Source organism: Bacteroidales bacterium (assembly GCA_012519055.1).
Classification (GTDB): domain Bacteria; phylum Bacteroidota; class Bacteroidia; order Bacteroidales; family Salinivirgaceae; genus JAAYQU01.
On record JAAYQU010000002.1, the window covers coordinates 15,122 to 33,814 of the forward strand.

12 protein-coding genes are annotated in these 18,693 nt (G+C 36.0%); 6 read left to right on the top strand and 6 right to left on the bottom strand.

All coding sequences use genetic code 11. From position 1 onward, the window contains the following. Nucleotides 1–152 precede the first annotated feature (152 nt). The gene (locus tag GX311_00675) at nt 153–2,318 is read left to right on the top strand and encodes a S46 family peptidase (protein ID NLK14892.1); all 2,166 of its coding nucleotides are present in this window, start codon (nt 153–155) and stop codon (nt 2,316–2,318) included. A gap of 35 nt (nt 2,319–2,353) precedes the next feature. Here the strand turns inward: GX311_00675 and GX311_00680 are convergent, their stop codons facing one another. The 4 genes from GX311_00680 to GX311_00695 form a co-directional block, all read right to left on the bottom strand. Further along, nucleotides 2,354–3,352, bottom strand: coding sequence for a GSCFA domain-containing protein (locus GX311_00680; protein NLK14893.1), 999 nt, complete (start codon nt 3,350–3,352; stop codon nt 2,354–2,356). Beyond that, nucleotides 3,342–4,190 (bottom strand): alpha/beta hydrolase, encoded by an 849-nt coding sequence (locus tag GX311_00685; protein NLK14894.1) that lies wholly within the window; start codon nt 4,188–4,190, stop codon nt 3,342–3,344. The genes GX311_00680 and GX311_00685 overlap by 11 nt, the downstream gene beginning before the upstream one ends. A gap of 199 nt (nt 4,191–4,389) precedes the next feature. Next, nucleotides 4,390–6,771, bottom strand: coding sequence for a TonB-dependent receptor (locus GX311_00690; GenBank protein ID NLK14895.1), 2,382 nt, complete (start codon nt 6,769–6,771; stop codon nt 4,390–4,392). Nucleotides 6,772–6,792: 21 nt separating this feature from the next. Then, a complete protein-coding gene (locus GX311_00695; GenBank protein NLK14896.1) occupies nt 6,793–7,728 on the bottom strand; it encodes a DUF4249 domain-containing protein in 936 nt (311 codons plus the stop codon). A gap of 506 nt (nt 7,729–8,234) precedes the next feature. Between GX311_00695 and rimP the strand changes: the two genes are divergently transcribed. From rimP to infB, 3 genes are all read left to right on the top strand, one after another. Continuing rightward, on the top strand, nt 8,235–8,729 hold the full coding sequence (gene rimP / locus GX311_00700; protein NLK14897.1) for a ribosome assembly cofactor RimP: 495 nt from the start codon (nt 8,235–8,237) through the stop codon (nt 8,727–8,729). Nucleotides 8,730–8,808: 79 nt separating this feature from the next. Continuing rightward, nucleotides 8,809–10,044, top strand: coding sequence for a transcription termination/antitermination protein NusA (gene nusA, locus GX311_00705; GenBank protein ID NLK14898.1), 1,236 nt, complete (start codon nt 8,809–8,811; stop codon nt 10,042–10,044). A 62-nt stretch (nt 10,045–10,106) separates the two neighbouring features. Continuing rightward, nucleotides 10,107–13,061 (top strand): translation initiation factor IF-2, encoded by a 2,955-nt coding sequence (infB, locus tag GX311_00710; protein NLK14899.1) that lies wholly within the window; start codon nt 10,107–10,109, stop codon nt 13,059–13,061. Nucleotides 13,062–13,146: 85 nt separating this feature from the next. On the opposite strand, the gene GX311_00715 is transcribed toward infB, so the two are convergent. Continuing rightward, on the bottom strand, nt 13,147–14,646 hold the full coding sequence (locus GX311_00715) for a DUF4843 domain-containing protein (protein ID NLK14900.1): 1,500 nt from the start codon (nt 14,644–14,646) through the stop codon (nt 13,147–13,149). A 10-nt stretch (nt 14,647–14,656) separates the two neighbouring features. Further along, nucleotides 14,657–16,072, bottom strand: coding sequence for an MBOAT family protein (locus GX311_00720; protein ID NLK14901.1), 1,416 nt, complete (start codon nt 16,070–16,072; stop codon nt 14,657–14,659). A 273-nt stretch (nt 16,073–16,345) separates the two neighbouring features. Here GX311_00720 and GX311_00725 point away from each other — a divergent pair, with 273 nt between their 5' ends. Beyond that, complete coding sequence (locus tag GX311_00725; GenBank protein ID NLK14902.1) at nt 16,346–17,578, top strand: HD domain-containing protein; 1,233 nt, start codon at nt 16,346–16,348, stop codon at nt 17,576–17,578. A gap of 47 nt (nt 17,579–17,625) precedes the next feature. Then, on the top strand, nt 17,626–18,660 hold the full coding sequence (gene lpxD / locus GX311_00730) for a UDP-3-O-(3-hydroxymyristoyl)glucosamine N-acyltransferase (protein NLK14903.1): 1,035 nt from the start codon (nt 17,626–17,628) through the stop codon (nt 18,658–18,660). Nucleotides 18,661–18,693: the final 33 nt, after the last annotated feature.

Genomic DNA, 18,693 nt, shown 5'->3' on the forward strand with positions numbered 1-18,693 from the left:
TCATAACCATTATTTTACAAGTTTGTTTGCACGAATAAGGTTAAAAAACAGGTTTATTATTGAAATTTACTAGTAAATAGTTATTTTTGTGTTCTATATTTGAAAATAAAATTTTATAACACAAACCGTTTCATATTAAACACTTAAATATTATGATTAAAAAAACATTGTCATTAATTGTCGGTTTTTTACTTATTGCCGGCAGTTCTATTTTGAGAGCCGATGAAGGCATGTGGTTGCCAGTTTTGATTAACAAGCTAAATATTGGTCACATGACCGAGAAAGGCTTCAAACTGACCGCAGAGGACGTATATTCAATTAACAACGCATGTTTAAAAGATGCAATTGTAGCCCTCAACTATGGTAGCTGTACTGCAGAATTGATTTCAGAAGAAGGGTTACTATTAACAAATCACCACTGCGCTTATGATGATATTCAAAGCCATAGCAGTGTCGAACATGATTATTTGACTGATGGATTTTGGGCAATGACACGAGAGCAAGAGTTACCTAATGAAGGAAAAACAGTTTCGTTTTTAATTCGCGCTGAAGATGTTACAGAACGAATTTTAGAAAACGTAAACGATGAGATGTCGGAATCTGAAAGAACGTCGATTATTGACAGCATTTCGAAAGCTATTATCGAAGAGGTAAAAAAAGAGACTCCTGATTATCGCGCCAATGTGGGTTCGTTACTTCATGGCAATCAATTTATGTTGTTTGTTTATGAAGATTATAAAGATATCCGTTTAGTTGGTGCTCCACCAGAGTCAATAGGAAAATTTGGTGCAGATACCGATAACTGGGAGTGGCCCCGACATACTGGTGATTTTGCTCTTTATAGAGTATATGCAAATAAAGACAACCGACCAGCAGAGTATTCTAAAGATAATGTTCCATACAAACCTAAAAGTCATTTGAAAGTCTCAATAAAAGGTATTCAGGAAGGTGATTATGCAATGATTATGGGATATCCCGGTCGCACCGATCGTTATTTAACATCGTGGGGAGTTAAAAATTTAATGGAAAACTCTAACGCAATTAGAGCAAATATCCGTGGAATCAAACAAGATATATGGGCAGATGCTATGGATGCAAGCGATGAAGTTAGAATTAAGTATTCGTCGAAATACGCCGGCTCATCAAACTATTGGAAATACTCTATCGGACAAAACAGAGGCTTAAAAAACCTTGATGTTAAAGGTAAAAAAGAGAAAATTGAAGCCGATTTTGCAAAATGGGTGGAAGAAAATCCCGATAACGCAAAATACAGTGAGGCTTTAGATTTAATCAAAAACGCAATTATAGCCAATGAGCCATATAGTAAAAATTTAACCATCTTAGGAGAAACACTTCTAATGGGAACAGAGGGATATCCGATGAGTTTAAGGCTTCAATCATTGAGAAATGTTCTTGAGAAAAATCCAGATAGCACAGAACTTATTGCTCAAACTCGAAAAGATTTAAAAGAGACATACGAAAAAGTTTATGAAGATTATGAGCCCTCTTTAGATCTAAAAGTTGCAAAAGCAATGATTGAGATATGTATTAATGATTTAGAAGTTGAATATCAACCAGATTTCATTAAAAACATAACAAAAAAATATAAAGGAAATGTAGATAATTATATTTCTAAAGAGTTGTCAAAGTCAGCTATTTTTAATAAAGAAAGACTGATGAAATTTATTGAAACAGCAAAAATAAAGGACTTTGACAAAGATGCAGCATACTTAGGCGGAATGCAAACACTCGCACAATATCGTTCACTGATTGCCTCTATCAGAACAAACAGAGAATCTCAGGCTCGCGGAAACCGCCTTTTTGTTGAAGGGTTGATGAAAATGATGCCCGAGAAGACATTCGCTCCGGATGCTAACAGTACAATGCGTGTAACTTACGGAACTGTAAGTGGTTATAAGGCTCGCGATGCCGTATATTATGATTTTATCTCGTATATGGAAGGTGTTATGGAGAAGGAAAATCCAAATGATCGCGAATTTACGGTTCTACCTAAACTAAAAGAGTTATACGAAAACAAAGATTTTGGCAGATATGCTGATAAAAACGGGAAAATGCCTGTTGGATTCTTAGCAAATACCGATATTACCGGCGGAAACTCAGGAAGCCCTGTCTTAAATGCCAACGGCGAGCTTATTGGCTGTGCATTCGATGGCAACTGGGAAGCAATGAGTGGCGATATAGCTTTTGAACCCGATTTGCAAAGAACAATCTCAGTAGATATCCGTTACGTTTTGTTTATTATCGACAAATTTGCAGGGGCAAAACACTTGGTTGACGAAATGACTATAGTGGAATAGTACTAACAACAATAATAGCAAAAGGGTGGACGGTTTTAGTCTGCCCTTTTTTGTTTTGTAAAAATAGTTTTCTCTGCTTCCCAGTCCATTAATGGAAACAGCTTGTTTAGTTGCTGAATATCTTTTAATCTTGCTTCGCAAAATTTTGAATATTCGATGTCAGAAGGGTTAAAAGGTCGGTGTTGAGCGGCTTTTACAAGGTTTTCAACCTTTTTAAGCGTTTTCTTTGTCTCGGCTGTAAAGTATGTCTCTTTGAAAAAGTCAAAAACATAATTAACCGCTTGGCTTGAAGGGTGTAGCATATCTTCGTTATAAAACCTGTAGTCTCGTAAATCATCGGTAATAAGTTCATACGAAGGGAAGTAGCTGATATCGTGTTCGGAGAACTCAATTAATTGATGAATGGAAACAGTTAAAATGCTCTTGCTTAGGTGGTTCTCGACGGCACCATCTTTCCAGTGACGAACAGGACTAACAGTAAAAACAATTTTAATTTGTGGATTAAACTCAACTATTGATTTTATAAGCATTTCAAACTCATCTGTAAAATCGCAAGTGTTTAGTCTAAAGCGAATAAACTCTCTGTTAGGTATTTTATGACAATTGGCAACGATTCTACCACTCTTTTTATAACGGTAAACCCATGAAGTGCCAACAGTTATAAATAGATATTCGGCACGTTTAAGAAACAGTCTGCAATCTTCAATCGTCCTTTTAATATTCAATAGCAACTTATCTTTATCGGGGTTTGAGAATACGCTGTGATGAAGCAGGCTGTGCCATAAGCCGTTATGGTAAACCAAATCGTTGTCGTCAATCTCTATTTCTCCCAAAATAAGTCGTAAAGCAGTTTGTATTGAATAAGGATTGTAAAGAACACCAAAAGGATTCGATAAAACCTGAAATTTGTTCGTTTGCAAAATTTGGGAAATATTATCAGAAAAGCAGCTCCCAATGAAAAACATCGGTGTGCTGTAGTCAATATCGTATTTTGACTTTTCCGGCTTTATTATTGTTCTCCATTTAGAATCCATATTGTTGCAAAAATGTATTGTTAAGCCATTTTGTTATCTCTTTGGCAACCATGTTGTTATTTGCATCATGATGTAGCTCATGCAGCATTCCATCAAAAGATTTGAACTTAGATATTTGTCTAATTTTTAATCCAAACCTCATTGTTGTTTTCCAATTTGTAATAGTGTCAGAAGTTCCATGAAGCAGCAGAGTAGGAATCTTAATACTTAAAGCATTTTTACGGATATAAAACGCAGCATCCCACATTATTAAAAATGTGCCGAGTGTTATTTTTCCGTGTATAAGATTGTCTTTCTCGAAGTTGTCAAGCGCTTTTTCGTTAAATGTCAGCTGTTCTCGCATAACACCTGTTTTTAACGTCATATTTTTTAATAATGGAGATACTAATTTTGCTAACTCTATTTTCCAATTCGGCGGACGATTAATTAATCCCAACCACGGCGATGTTAATATAAGTCCATCAATTTTTGGACTTTTTTGTATTACAAAATTTGCACATATATTTCCCCCCATTGAGTGACCATATAGAATAATTGGCAGACCTTCAAACCTATTCTTGGCTAATGTGATTAAATGTTCAACAATTTTAAACGGACACTCAATAGTTCTAAAACAACCGCGTTTGCCACTTGACAACCCATGACCAGGCAAATCGGCAGTAACCCAAACCACTCCAAGATCTTCAAACTTTTCCATCCAATCCATGTATCTGCCAGAATGGTCGCCAAGACCATGTATAAGCACTATAGCAAGCTTCGGTTTTACGTTTTGTGAAGTTGCAATGCGAACATAAATTCGGTTGTTAAATAAGTTCAAATGTTTTTCGGTAAAGAGCATTTGTCTAATTTGTTTGTGGTTCTATACATTGGCGCAATACACAAAGATATTAAAAGTTTGTAAAGTTGAAAGTTATACCAATTGTAATTTTAAAATAGTCCAATCTTTTTAAAATTTTATAATGGTAAATACCGATGATACAGACACATAGTCGAAAAGAGCAATAGCGAGGTTTGGGCTATTGTATGTCCAGTCGGTATTAAAACTTGTAACTATAACTTATTGATGGCATTATTGGGAATAAACTAAACGAATAGAGTTTTCTGTTTCCATTTTTGTCATATTTGAAAAAAAGATAGTAGGTATTCAGTCTGTTGTAGGCGTTATATACTCCAAAAGACCACTTTCTTATACCATATTTTTTATTTTTTGTAAAAGAGAGGTTAACGTCCAAGCGGTGATATGCAGGTGCTCTGTAGTTGTTGCGTTCTCCGTAAACGTGGGCTTCGTCGTAAAAGTTATTATCACTATCTGTTCCGGGAGTATAATCTAAAACGTAAATCTCATATTTTGTTGAGGGCAGTGTTACAGCGTTTCCGGAGGTAAAAACCCACAAACCAGATATTTGAAACTTGTCTGAAAATTTATGACTTACTGTTATTGAGAAATCGTGTCTGTGGTCGTATTTGTACGGAAACGGTTTGCCAAAGTTTAATTTGTCAAACTGTCTTGTGTTTTTTGACAAACAGTATGATATCCAACCGGTTGTTTTTCCTGTTTTTTTATGCACTAACAGTTCTATGCCGTAGGAGTTTCCTTTTCCGTTGTTCTCAATCTTTTCCTGCCAATCGGCACTACCGGTAAAAAATGAGGAGCCTTCGCTAAACTCAATCAAGTTTTTAAATGTTTTATAGAAAGTTTCTAAACTCCACTCTATGTTCATTTCTAATTCGCCTGCCAGACCTAATGCAAATATCGACGATTTTTGCGGAGGTGCTTTTTTTGTAGCTGGCACCCACAAGTCGGTTGGTATTCCTGCATCGTGGTTGGACAGTAGATGAACGGCTTGGCTCATTTTTGAATAAGAGGCTTTTAACGACAGGTTTTCAATCAAAATAAAATTTCCTATAGCGCGTGGTTCTATCGACCAAAAAGTTTTTCCCTCTGTCGAGAACAGATTAAAGTGCGACCCAATATTGAAACTTATTCTTTCGGTTGCTAATATCTTGTCTTCTAAATAAATATAATACTCGACAGGTTTAATTGTTTTTGCACCAAAAGTTGTATCTATTGAGTTGCTGTCTGTCGTTAATAGTTTTACTTTATTCATTGTTGGAGAAAAGCGATGAAGTATTGTTTCCCCGCCAAACCTTATCTGATGTCTGTTCACAGTGTAATCTAAATCTATTTTGGCAACCAAATCATTTATCGATGATAAATAGTGGTCAGACAACCTGTCAATAGTCTTGTTAGATTGCTTTTCAATTTTATAAATATCGGAAAGTGAATTGTAAAAATAGTTGGTACTTCCCAAAGTTAAGTTGCTGAAAAGACGGTTTTTATAAATATAATTCCATCGAAATGTGGCAGAGTAATTTCCCCAATTCAAATTATTTATACCTTTAAAATTGAATGGATAATTTGTTTGAGTATCATAATCTTTTTGTGTGATACGTATTTTGTCGCGACCAGAATAGAAACTAACATATATACGATTGTTTTGATTGATAATGTGATTTACCTTTGCATTCACATCGTACAAAGCATAACCTGCTGTTGACTTGTCATCAGAGTAATAGAGGTGTTGATAGCCAAGCATTATCAAATCAAACAAACTCCGGCGCGCAGATACAATAAACGAAGTTTTGTCCTTCCATATAGGACCCTCTATCGTGAACTTGCTTGAAATAATCCCAATAGTAACATCGCCTGAATATTTCGTCATACTGCCCTCTTTCATTCTAATATCCATTACTGCCGACAATCGTCCGCCGTATCTGGCAGGAAAGCCTCCTTTGTATAGCTCTACATTTTTTATCGCATCGGTATTGAAAACTGACAGATAACCGCCAATGTGATTGACACTGTAAAGGTATATATCATCAAGTAAAATCAAGTTTTGGTCGGGGCTTCCACCACGAACATATATTCCGCTAGTTCCCTCTTTTCCGCCATGAACACCCGGCATAAGTTGAAAAGCACGAGCAATATCCACTTCGCCCATTAATGACGGAATTTCCAATATCTGTTTAACGGGGATACTCAAAACACTCATTTCAGGACTTTTTAGCCTGCTTTTATCTGCCGTTACTACAACTTCCGACAGTTCAATACCACCTACTAATTTGATATTCAGATTTTTAGATGTGTTAGGCTTAAACGAAACGGTCTGACTTTCGTATCCCACCATTCTGAAAACAAGTGTAACGCTGTCATTTTCAGGCAATGTTATGCTGTAAAATCCGAACGAATTTGTAATAACTCCCCTTTGGCTAACAAAATCATAAACCGTAACACTGGGTAATCGTTCTTTTGTTTTGCTATCTTCTACAAAACCATAAATAGTTGTCTGAGAATGAATTAAATTAACGCTAAACAGACTTATTAACAGGAAAATATATCTCATTTGTCTTATAATCATCTTCTTATTTATTGTGTCGGTTTATTGCTCTTTAAGTTTATAGATAGTTTGATTGTATGCTGCAAATATTCCGTATCCATTTTCTACATTACTGTACATTGGAACAGGCTCGCCAATATGTGTTGAGAACATTGGCTCTTCGATTATATCTCCAACTTGTTGATTGTTTTTGTGACGAAGCCAAAATTTACGATAGTTATAATAAACCGATGTGGTTGTGCGAAGTATAGCATATCTGTCATTTTCTGTTGGCGCAATAGGTTGATTAAATTTGTATCCTACAGACGCAGCTAAAAACTTATTATACATCGAGTAATCACTGCCATTAAAATGGTTGTCTGAGAAAACGTAAGTCAATGGAGAAAAATCAAGCTCACTATCGGCTCTTAGTACAGGATCGGCAAAAGTAATACCCCACTGAAAATTTATGTAGTAATGATCAGAATATTCGTTAGGGAAATATTGATCGATAAAAAAAAGTTCGTAAAAATTTCTCTTACTTTTATCGGCAATTGTTATTTCGTAGTCGTGATGTGGGTCTCCATACTCATCGTAGGTGTTTCCAGATGAATGAGTGCCGTATGTAATAAATGTTTTTTCGGGCACAGTATCGGTTGCACGTATTGTAGGATAACCCTCTAACTCAACCTCAACTGTATAGTAGTTGTTTTCGGTTGGATATACTGTTTTTGACGCATATCGTCCTTTGCTACTGTAAGTTAGGTTTTCGAGAAGCGTATCATTACAAAAGAGTTTTACGTTGGCATTATCTATATATTCAATATAATTGTCTAATATTGAGGTTGTTTTGCTAACTTTTACAGCAATAAGACTATCAGGGCAGATTAATCCATTTAAAACCAATCTTTTTTCAATGTACTGTTTTTTCATCTCTATCTCTTTTACGCACGATACCGAGAAAAAGAGTAGTAAAGCTAAAATTGTTTTTGTCCGCATATTGCAGTTTAGTTAAAGTTGAAAGTTTGCGAAGTTTAAAGTACTTTTTACATTGTTAGTTGGTTGAAAATTTCTAACAATAGAAATTTTATCAATTTCGTTTAGAGATTAGTTTTGTTACTGCTCACGAGTGCTACAACCATCAATGTTTTTACAGATAATAACGCATGTTGTTAAAAAATATTCTCGATGATTTGAGAATTTTAATTTATACCTATCGCTGGACAATTGAGGATTCCTCGGATAGAGGACGGTATTTGCAATTAGGTAGTACAAATATTAATTTTCTAAGGGTTTATTCTTTTATAAAATTTTACAATCGGTATTAAAGTTTATTGCACTTTTTGATAAATCTCCCACGCTGTTACTTCGCATGATATTAATAAATTACAAAAAAATAACCATAAAAATTCGTGTTTTATGTAAAATGTAATTATATTTGCAGCAAATTTCAAAGCGATAGATGATATTTTGGGGGGACAATAGTCCCCCTATTTGTTAGGTTTATGATAACGTCTGCACAAATTGATAGCATTGTTAGAGATAGTATCACGGGTACTGAGATATTTATTGTGGAAATAATTATCTCTTCTGGTAACAACATAGTTGTTAGATTAGATCATCCTGAAGGATTGCTAATAGATACTTGTGCACATATATCACGACAAATTGAAGCATCGTTAGATCGCGATTTAGAAGATTATTCGCTCGAAGTTACATCGGCGGGCATCGGAGAGCCGTTTAAAATTAAAAGACAATACGAAAAAGTTATCGGAAAAGAGATTGAACTCGTATTGAAGAATGGTAATAAAATGATAGAGACACTCCGTTCGGTCGAAGATGACGGAATAACAGTATCGCAAAGCAAAACAAAATATAGTAAAAGTGCTTTGAAAAAGATGCCGAAAGAGGAACGTGAAGCGATTGAAAAAGAGCAAAACAGACCTGTAAAGCTGACATGGGAAGAGATAAAGTCGGCTACGGAACACATAAGTTTTTAACGAGAATAAATATATAAACTAAAATACTGACAATTAATAATGTATGGTTTTAGCCATTTTAAAATAATAAAGTGACACCATGGAAATATTAGATTTAACCGACACCTTTTCAGAGTTCAGAGAACAAAAAAATATCGATCGTACTACTATGATGCGAGTTATAGAGGATGTGTTTCGCAACACATTAGTAAAATTATATGGCGACGACTCTAATTTTGACATAATTATAAATCCTGACCGAGGCGACTTTGAAATATGGCATAATAGAACAATCGTCGATGACGATAGTCTGACTGATCCAAATACACAAATCACTCTTAGTGAAGCCCGAAAAATTGAAGATGATTATGAAATAGGCGAGGAGGTTTCAAACGAGTTTAAATTTGAAAGTCTAGGCAGACGTGCAATTCTAGCACTTCGTCAAAACTTGGCATCAAAAATTTTGGAGATAGAGAAGGAACAAGTTTTTAATAAATATAAAGAGCGCGTTGGTGAGATAGTTACAGCTGAGGTTTATCAAGTATGGAAAAAAGAGATACTGTTGTTAGATGATGAAGGTACAGAGTTAATTCTCCCCCGTTCAGAGCAAATTCCAAGTGACTTCTTCCACAAATCGGACACAGTTAGAGCAATAGTAATAAAAGTTGAATACAAAAACGGAAATCCAAATATAGTTTTATCACGGACAGCAAATGTTTTCTTGGAAAGATTGTTCGAAATGGAGGTTCCTGAAATTTTTGATGGATTAATAACAATTAAAAAAGTAGAACGTATTCCGGGAGAACGGGCAAAAGTTGCTGTTGAGTCATATAATGACCGCATTGACCCTGTAGGAGCCTGTGTTGGAATGAAAGGTTCACGAATACGTGGAATAGTACGAGAATTAAGAAACGAAAATATTGACGTTATTAATTATACAACCAATCCAAATTTATTTATTTCCAGAGCATTAACTCCTGCAAAGGTAACATCAATCAAAATTGACGAAGAAAACAAAAGCGCAGAGGTATTTCTGCCAGCCGACCAAGTCTCTTTAGCAATAGGGCGAAATGGGGTCAATATTAAGTTGGCAGGACTTCTTACGGGGTACGAACTTGATGTGTATCGCGACGATGTTGAAGAGGGTGATGATGTTGATATTGAGGACTTTAAAGATGAGATCGAGGGCTGGATTATTGATGTTCTGAAATCAATAGGATGTGATACAGCGCAAAGCGTACTACAACTATCGCGAGAAGAGCTTATTTCAAGATCGGATCTCGAAGAAGAGACAGTTGACGAGGTACTTAGAGTTTTACGCTCTGAATTTGAGTAAATCAAAGTTTTGATGATATATTTGCAATTATTTTTTAACAAAAACAACAGGTGACAGAGCATATGGTTGAAGGGAAAAAAACACGACTTAGAGAAGTAGCCAAAGAATTTAACGTTGGCATAAATACGATTGTTCAATTTCTTGACAAAAAAGGTATACACATTGAAAGCAATCCGAATAGTCGCATTGACGAAGATGTGTATGTTATTCTGTTCAAAGAATATGCTACCGATATCAATCTAAAAAAAGAATCTGAAAGACTAAATATTTTAAATCCTGTAAAACCACAAACAGTTACTATCGATCAAGTAGGTGACACAGTAGTAGAAGAGGATACTGAGGTTAGAATAACCGATTTTACTGCGACGAAAACAGAAAGTACTAGTACTCCAGCGGAACCTGAAGAGAAAGATTTGCGACCAACAGAAAAACCAGACGTTAAAATTCTTGGCAAAATAGATCTTGATACACCCAAAAAACAAAAGCCTGAAACCAAAAAACAAGAGAAGACAGAAATAAAAGAGTCCAAAGAATCAAAAACTTCAACCAAAGCCGAAAAGAAATCTGATAAAAAGCAAGCAGAGAGCATAACGCTTGTACCTGATAAGTCGCAAGAGCCAGTAGTTGTTGATAAAATTGAACTTGATTCTAAGACCAAAGATAAAAAGGATGTAAAAAAAGCATCCAAAGATGATAAAGAAAAACTGCAACCTGCGGCTAAAAAGCCTGATGAGGCGATAAAAGGGAGCGAATCCGATACAAAAGCAGAGACCGCAAGTACCACAACCGAAAAGGAAGAGATATCCTTTATTCAGTCAAGAGTTGAGAAGTTGAGTGGTCCAAAAGTATTGGGTAGGATTGAATTACCCGAAGAAAGAAAAAGAAAACCGGGTGAAACAGCAGCAAGTTCAGAAGAATCAGGAGACGCCAAGAAAAAGAGAAGGCGTCGTAAACGTATAAAAAAAGAGATAACAGAAGTAGATAAACCGCAGGAAAGCCCTACAGCAAAATCAAGACCTGCTGAATCTGATAGAACGCAACGCGAGGCAGGAGGAGAACGTAAGAGAAGACCGCAACAGACAACAAGAAAGAAAGCTCCGGCAAAACCTGAAATCAGTGAAGATGACGTTGCAAAACAAATAAAAGATACGTTAGCGAGACTTACAACAAAGACAAAATCGAGAGCAGCAAGATATCGTCGCGAAAAGCGCGACGCAGCGCATGAAAGACAACTACATGATACAGAAGAACAAGAAGCAACAAAAAATGTTCTAAAAGTTACCGAGTTCGTATCAGTTAACGATCTCTCAACGATGATGGATGTTCCTGTAAACGAGGTAATTGCAACTTGTGTGAATATGGGGCTGTTTGTTTCAATAAATCAAAGACTAGATGCTGAAACAATGGCTCTTGTTGTTGATGAGTTCGGTTATGAAATAGAATTTGTAAGTGCCGAAGTACTCGAAGCAATTCACGATGATGAGGAGGATTCGGAAGAGGATTTGGTAACACGTCCACCAATCGTAACAGTTATGGGTCACGTTGACCATGGGAAAACATCACTACTTGACAGAATACGCGACACTAACGTAATTGCTGGCGAAGCTGGTGGTATTACCCAACATATAGGAGCTTACAGTGTTGAGCTATCAAGCGGAAGAATAATTACTTTCCTTGATACGCCAGGTCACGAAGCCTTTACTGCTATGCGTGCACGTGGTGCTCAGGTTACAGACGTTGCTATAATCACAATTGCTGCAGACGATAGCGTTATGCCTCAGACACGCGAGGCTATTAACCACGCACAGGCAGCTGGCGTACCTATAGTATTTGCAATCAATAAAATAGATAAAGAGACGGCAAACCCCGAAAAAATCAAACAGGAACTCGCTAGTATGAATATTCTTGTTGAAGATTGGGGCGGAAAATATCAATCGCAAGAGATATCGGCTAAAAAAGGAATAAACGTTAAAGAGTTGTTAGAAAAGGTGTTGGTTGAGTCAGATCTATTAGAACTAAAAGCCAACCCGAAAAGACGTGCGTCAGGAACGGTTATTGAAAGCCAGTTGGATAAGGGTCGTGGATACGTTGCAACTGTCCTTGTTCAAAACGGAACATTAAAAATCGGAGATATCGTTTTAGCAGGAACTACCTACGGACGTGTAAAAGCGATGTTTAACGAACGCGGACAAAATGTAAAAAAAGCAGGACCATCAACGCCAATTCAGATTTTAGGAATCAACGGTGCTCCGCAGGCTGGAGACAGATTCAACGTTATGCAGACAGACAGGGAAGCCAAAGAAATTGCTATGAAACGCGAGCACCTCGCGAGAGAGCAAAGCTTTAGAGCTCAAAAACATATCACTCTTGAAGAGATCGGAAGAAGAATTGCAATTGGAAACTTCCAAGAGTTGAACTTAATTGTAAAAGGTGACGTTGACGGCTCAATTGAAGCATTAAGCGACTCGTTGTTAAAGCTTTCAAATAATGAGGTACAAGTTAATGTTATTCATAAGGCTGTTGGACAAATTTCTGAATCGGACGTTTTGTTAGCAGCTGCTTCAAATGCTATAATTATTGGATTCCAGGTGCGTCCTTCAGTAGCAGCACGAAAAATGGCAGAACATGAGGAGATTGACATCAGACTCTATTCAGTTATTTATGATGCTATTAATGAAATTAAAGATGCTATTGAGGGAATGTTGGCACCAGAGGTTAAGGAGCAAATAACAGGAACAGCTGAAATTCTCGAGGTGTTTAAAATCTCTAAAGTTGGCTCCATTGCTGGTTGTATCGTGCGAGAAGGGAAAATTAAGCGTAATAACAGTGTACGAGTTATCAGAGACGGGATAGTCGTTTATACTGGTGAATTAGGCTCATTAAAACGTTTTAAAGACGATGTAAAAGAAGTAACAAGTGGCTTTGAATGCGGTATGAACGTTGAAAGGTTTAACGATATAAAAGTTGGAGACTTTATTGAAGCCTTTGAAGAGGTTGAAGTAAAAAAGAAACTTTAATAAATTAATTGAAAGTAAGATAAGGGAGAGTCTTCCCTAAAAAAATATTTTGCAAAGGGTTGAAGTTTAGGTTTCAACCCTTTGTCTATTTTTCAACCGTTATTCTGAAATCATCTATAAAAATCTTTTCTTGCGATGGGTTGTAGATGTATATTTTTATTAAATCTGCCTGCTTAATAGTGTCTGGAATAATGATGTTTTTGTTGTATTTAACCCATTTGTTAACTTCATTGATATCGCTTTTTAAATCAAATCCAACCCAGTAGGGGTTAAAATCTGTTCCATATGCTTCCATAACTAGCATTGTATTATGATTTAAGGAGGCTTGATTTAGCATGAGTTCAATAGCAATATTTTGTTTCAGGCTGTCAGGTATAACTTTTAGGGGATACTCCAATGTAATACTGAAATCGTTGCCTGCACCAGTCAGAGACGACTTTTTGCCAGAATAAGCTAATTCTGTGGTTATTGTGTGCATTTGTCCCCAAACCACATTTTTATCATCGCAGTCATTAAAGAAGTCCGTGTGGTATGTGATACTGTAATCTGCTTCTACGTAAAATTCATTGTGCCAGGTCTTTAATGCTTCAGAAACGTTTTTGGCAACTGTTTTTCTCCCCTTTTCTGCATAATGTTCTGTAGTCCAGTCTTGGTCAATAAACTGTTCATTTTCTACTGAATTCAGACTACTAACCACTTTAACACCTCTGTTCTGAAAATATTGTTCCAGAATTTTAGCGTTTTCGTTTATCATAAAAATTAAATCATCACCGACCAACTCCTTTGCTTTTTCGGTATTTTCAGCCAATAGATTAAAAAGAAGGTTCCAGCCCCTTTTTTGAGCTAGTTTAATTATCTCATTAAAATCCTTAATTCTGGGATTATTTGTGGTATCTATTTGGAAACCATAGGTTTTAATATAGGCACAAGCCAACTTGGTCTGTTCGTAGTCAATATTTCCACTACTGTCTTTTATGCCTGAATTTGCCATCCAATTATCCCATTCAATCACGTTTTGAAATTGAAAATCAAATGGTAGTTTGAATTTATCACTTTTCATTTTCTTCCTACATTGCTGTTCTCGCTCGCTCTCTGATTTAATATCATATCCTTTGAATGACAGCAAAAACCTGTTGAATAATGGTGGATACTGTTTGATAAGGACTAAGCTTTTTTGCAACGGTGTCTCAAGATTCGAATAGATCCATTCTGCATTAAAAGATCGCAGGTTTAGGGTAACAACAATGGTTTTAACCTGGTTATCGGTAGGAATATTTTCTAGCAAAACCTTATAAATACCCGCATGGCTTGCAGGTTTTGTAATGTCGTAAGTGTTTAATTTTGGAAAAAAATCTCCGATAAATGCAGAAATGGGTCTTTTATCAATATCATCTCCACGAAAAGTGATATTTGATGATTCACCTATGTAAATAATATCTGCATCATTTGGAATATCTCTAACCAAATTTATTATGTCTGAATGTTTTTGAATATCAGACTCATAGAACCATTTGCTGTAAATGAAATTTATGATTACTATGACAATAGATAGAAGAAATATTTTGAATAGTATTTTTTTACACATCTCTTACCGTTTAGAATTGGAAATAAATAAAAGGAAAATTCTCTACCCCCGCATGGACAATAATGCTGAATATAAAAATGCCGTAAATTATCCATCTGCCAATAAGTGGCATATTTGCCAACCATGAATCAAAGCGTTTATTGTAAAGCAAGATATCTGTAATAATAAAAACTATCAGCCAAAACCAAACATAACCCGGAATTATCAGTGCTTCAGTTATTTGTCCTGTACCTGAAAACAGCAGAGAGAAAATATTAATCGCTTCGCCGAAGGACTGACTCCTAAAGAATACCCATATTAAAGTAACTAAACCAAAGGTTTTAATTGATAATAGTATATGCCAAAGAGAGTACGGCTTGTGCTCTTTTTCTAACCTAAAAGTTGAATTAATAATTTTTTCAAGTATGTATAAAATACCAAACAGTGCACCCCAAATTAGAAATGTCCAGTTGGCACCATGCCAAATCCCACTAACAACGAAGACAATTAAGATGTTAATAGCCCATCTGCTTTTTTTAACCCGATTGCCTCCAAGTGGATAGTATAAATAGTCTCTAAACCAGGTTGATAGCGAAATATGCCATCGTTGCCAAAATTCAGCTATATTTTTTGCAAGGTAGGGTGTTTTAAAATTATTCATAAGATTTACACCCATTATTTTTGCACTTCCTATGGCAATAACCGAGTATCCGTAAAAGTCGCTGTAAATTTGGAAGGAGTAGAAAACCATTCCTGTTAAAATATCTAATGAAGAGTAGTTGCCCGGGGTAGCGTATATATTGTCAACAATTCCGGCTAAGTTATCTGCAATAACCATCTTTATAAACAAGCCGTAGAGAATAAGTCGCAACCCATTAGACAGGTTGTCGTAAGTAAAATCGTGCTTGGCTTTTAGTTGAGGTGTTAGTCTGGAAAAACGTTCAATAGGTCCGGCAACCAGCTGAGGGAAAAATGAGACATATAGGGCAAAATATCCTAAGTGTTTTTCAGCCTTTTGTCGTCCAAAATAAACATCTATGGAATAACTTAGAGTCTGAAAAGTATAGAACGAAATCCCGACCGGCAACAAAACATTCATTAATGGTATATTTCTGCCAAACTCTAATTTGTCAAAAAGTAGATTTATATTTTCTGCAACAAAATTGAAGTATTTGAAGAAAAAAAGTATCCCTAAGTTTGCAAAAAGATTAAATATTAAAAGTAGTAACTTTGATTTTTTATCAGGATATTTTTCCATTAAAACACCACTAAGGTACCCCACTAATGTTGATATAGCTATTAAAAATACGTACTCTACTTTCCAGCTCATGTAAAAAAAATAGCTTGCCGCAAGAAGTAAAATCCACCTAAATTTGTGAGGAAGCAGAAAGTAAATAATTACCACAATCGGTAAAAAAAGAACATACTCTATTGTATTAAAAAGCATATATTTTAAGTTTCAGTATTAGAGGTTTAATTTACTCAACCTATACAAGCGGGGTTTAGCGTTTTTTTATGAATTGAATTATAATAAATATTCCAAAGTGTTGTTAAAACTTTTACAAAGGTACTCTTTTTTCTTTCTAAAGTGTGAACTGTCTATTAGTAAAAAAAGCTGTATCGTATTAAGGAGTCTTCAGTAACTTTATGCTTAAACTTATAAATAAACGCTACCTTTGTGTTGATTTTATCGCATTATCATAGGTCATATTTCTAGTTTATGCCACTCTATACAACATCGAATAAAATAATAAACGACCCGATATATGGATTAATCTCAATGCCGGGCGGGGTTGCTTACGATATAATTAATCATCCTTGGTTTCAGCGATTACGGCGAATTAGACAAGTAGGGTTAACCAACTATGTTTATCCCGGAGCAATACACTCAAGATTTCAACACACTATTGGTTGTGTTCATTTAATGCAACTTGCTTTAGATGTACTAGAAGCCAAAGGTGTTGATATAACGCCCGAGGAAGCAGATAGTACCATTCTGGCTATTCTTTTGCACGATATAGGGCATGCACCGTTTAGCCACTCTCTTGAAAATATGCTGGTTAACAAAATGCGTCATGAGGAGTTGTCGCTTATGGCTATGACAGAGTTGAACGAATATTATAATGGAGCGTTAAGCACTGCTATAGAGATATTTACCAACAGATATCACAAGAAGTTTTTACATCAAATGGTGTCGTCTCAAATCGATATAGACAGGCTTGATTATCTCAATAGAGACAGCTTCTTTACAGGTGTAAGCGAGGGTGTAGTTTCGCACGACAGAATAATAAAAATGCTTAACGTTTTTGATGATAAACTGGTTGTCGATCAGAAAGGGATTTATAGTATCGAGAAGTTCTTGGTGGCTCGCCGTTTGATGTATTGGCAGGTTTATCTGCACAAAACGGTTATTAGCGCTGAACAAATTCTGAGAAAAATAATCAAAAGAGCAAAATATTTGATTTCTCAAGGTGAGGAGCTGTTTGCTTTCCCTGATCTACACTTTTTTCTTTCAAGTGTAGATACAATCGAAAACGGTCAATTTGAACGATTTGCAGCTGTTGATGATGATGATATTTCAGCATCAATTAAGGTTTGGGCTAAACATAGCGATACCGTTTTAAGCTATTTGTGCAACTCGCTTGTAAACAGAAGGTTGTTCAGAGTAAAGATTGATAATAAACCATTTGATATTAATGTAATTGAAGATACTCGTCAAAAAACGTCTAAATTGCTGAATATAAGCTATGAAGATACTGAATATCTTGTCGTTTCCAACACATTGTCAAACAACACGTATCAGCCATTAGACGATGAGATATCGATATTAGACAAATCGGGTAAAATTCAGAGCATTATTGATGCAAGCGATATGTTTAATCACGAAATTATGTCGAAAACCGTATTAAAGTTTTATTTTTGTTATCCAAAACAGCTTGACCAGCTAATATAACTTATAGCCTAATAAATTATAATAGTCACTATCTTAAAAATATTAATATGCAATTCACAGCCGAACAAATAGCCGCAGCCCTTGAAGGGACAGTGGATGGTAATGCCCAAGTAGCTGTAAATAACGTTTCTAAAATAGAGGAGGGCAAACCCGGAACACTTAGCTTTCTTGCAAATCCCAAGTATATAAAATATATATACGAGACAGACGCTTCAATAGTAATAGTAAATGCCGATTTTGTTCCCGAAAAACCTGTAAAGGCAACACTTATCAGGGTAAAAGATGCATATACGGCGTTTGCAACTCTTTTGAATATGTATGAGCAGGCGAAACCACGTCCGGTTGGTATCGACAAGCAAACAAGTATTGACGATAGTGCAAAACTCGGCAAAAACATTTATGTTGGTCCGTTTGCCGTTATCAGTAGAAATGCTCAGATAGCCGATGATGTGCAGATACACGCCCAGGTTTTCATAGGACCAAATGTTACGGTTGGAAAAGGAACAATCTTGTATCCGGGTGTTAAAATATACGAGAACTGTAAAATAGGTAGCAACGTTATAATACACTCAGGAACAGTTGTAGGCAGTGATGGTTTTGGGTTTGCGCCTCGTAGCCAGCAGGAGTTTATGAAAGTGCCTCAAATAGGTAGCGTTATTATTGAGGATTTTGCTGAGATTGGAGCAAATGTAACTATAGATCGCGCAACGATGGGTAATACCATTATCCGCGAGGGTGTTAAGTTAGATAATTTAATACAGGTCGCTCATAACGTTGAGATTGGAGCAAATACCGTAATTGCTGCTCAGACAGGTATTAGCGGCTCAACCAAAATTGGAAGCAACTGTATGATTGGCGGGCAAGTAGGTTTTACAGGACACATTGAAATAGCAGATGGTACAAAAATCGGGGCACAATCGGGGATTGCCAACAGTATTAAAACACAAGGTCAGTCTGTATTAGGTACGCCAGCCGCAGATTATGCTATTCAACGCCGTGCAATGATTTTAACTCAAAAGCTTCCTGAAATATGGAACAGGCTAAACAACATTGAGAGAAAAATCATGGATGAGGATTTATAAGGGAAAAGGTGCAAGGTACAAGGGGAAAGGGGT

Excerpts from the sequence above, each read along its gene's own strand:
- GX311_00675 (NLK14892.1), top strand. The coding sequence starts at position 153 with ATGATTAAAAAAACATTGTCATTAATTGTCGGTTTTTTACTTATTGCC.
- GX311_00680 (NLK14893.1), bottom strand. The coding sequence starts at position 3,352 with ATGGATTCTAAATGGAGAACAATAATAAAGCCGGAAAAGTCAAAATAC.
- GX311_00685 (NLK14894.1), bottom strand. The coding sequence starts at position 4,190 with ATGCTCTTTACCGAAAAACATTTGAACTTATTTAACAACCGAATTTAT.
- GX311_00690 (NLK14895.1), bottom strand. The coding sequence starts at position 6,771 with ATGATTATAAGACAAATGAGATATATTTTCCTGTTAATAAGTCTGTTT.
- GX311_00695 (NLK14896.1), bottom strand. The coding sequence starts at position 7,728 with ATGCGGACAAAAACAATTTTAGCTTTACTACTCTTTTTCTCGGTATCG.
- rimP (NLK14897.1), top strand. The coding sequence starts at position 8,235 with ATGATAACGTCTGCACAAATTGATAGCATTGTTAGAGATAGTATCACG.
- nusA (NLK14898.1), top strand. The coding sequence starts at position 8,809 with ATGGAAATATTAGATTTAACCGACACCTTTTCAGAGTTCAGAGAACAA.
- infB (NLK14899.1), top strand. The coding sequence starts at position 10,107 with ATGGTTGAAGGGAAAAAAACACGACTTAGAGAAGTAGCCAAAGAATTT.
- GX311_00715 (NLK14900.1), bottom strand. The coding sequence starts at position 14,646 with ATGTGTAAAAAAATACTATTCAAAATATTTCTTCTATCTATTGTCATA.
- GX311_00720 (NLK14901.1), bottom strand. The coding sequence starts at position 16,072 with ATGCTTTTTAATACAATAGAGTATGTTCTTTTTTTACCGATTGTGGTA.
- GX311_00725 (NLK14902.1), top strand. The coding sequence starts at position 16,346 with ATGCCACTCTATACAACATCGAATAAAATAATAAACGACCCGATATAT.
- lpxD (NLK14903.1), top strand. The coding sequence starts at position 17,626 with ATGCAATTCACAGCCGAACAAATAGCCGCAGCCCTTGAAGGGACAGTG.